Annotated in this window: 1 pseudogene; it reads right to left on the reverse strand. The window is 74.2% G+C overall.

What is annotated here, in order from left to right:
• Positions 1-283, reverse strand: a pseudogene (locus tag AAHM41_RS40450) (hypothetical protein); the annotation flags it as partial.

A 283-nucleotide genomic window follows, 5' to 3' on the forward strand; every position in this document is an offset into this window, starting at 1 on the left:
GCGCTCGTCCTCGGTGAGCCGTTCCCAGAGGTCGGTGGTGAGCTTTTCCCTGGCCTCGGGCTTGGCCTCCGCGATGGCGCGGGAGACGCGCTCGGCGACGGCGCGGCGGCGCCGGTCCTTCTCGTCCTGCCGCCGGTCCTTCTGGGCAGCGGCCCTGCGCTGCGCGTCCTCGCGCTGCTGGCGCAGCCTGGCCTTCAGCGCGATGGCGCGGCGGATGCCGAGGAAGAGGTTGCTGAAGCCGGCCTCGGCAGTGCCGGCGCGGTCGAGATCGCCGGCCTTGAGG

The organism is Inquilinus sp. OTU3971, assembly GCF_038440215.1.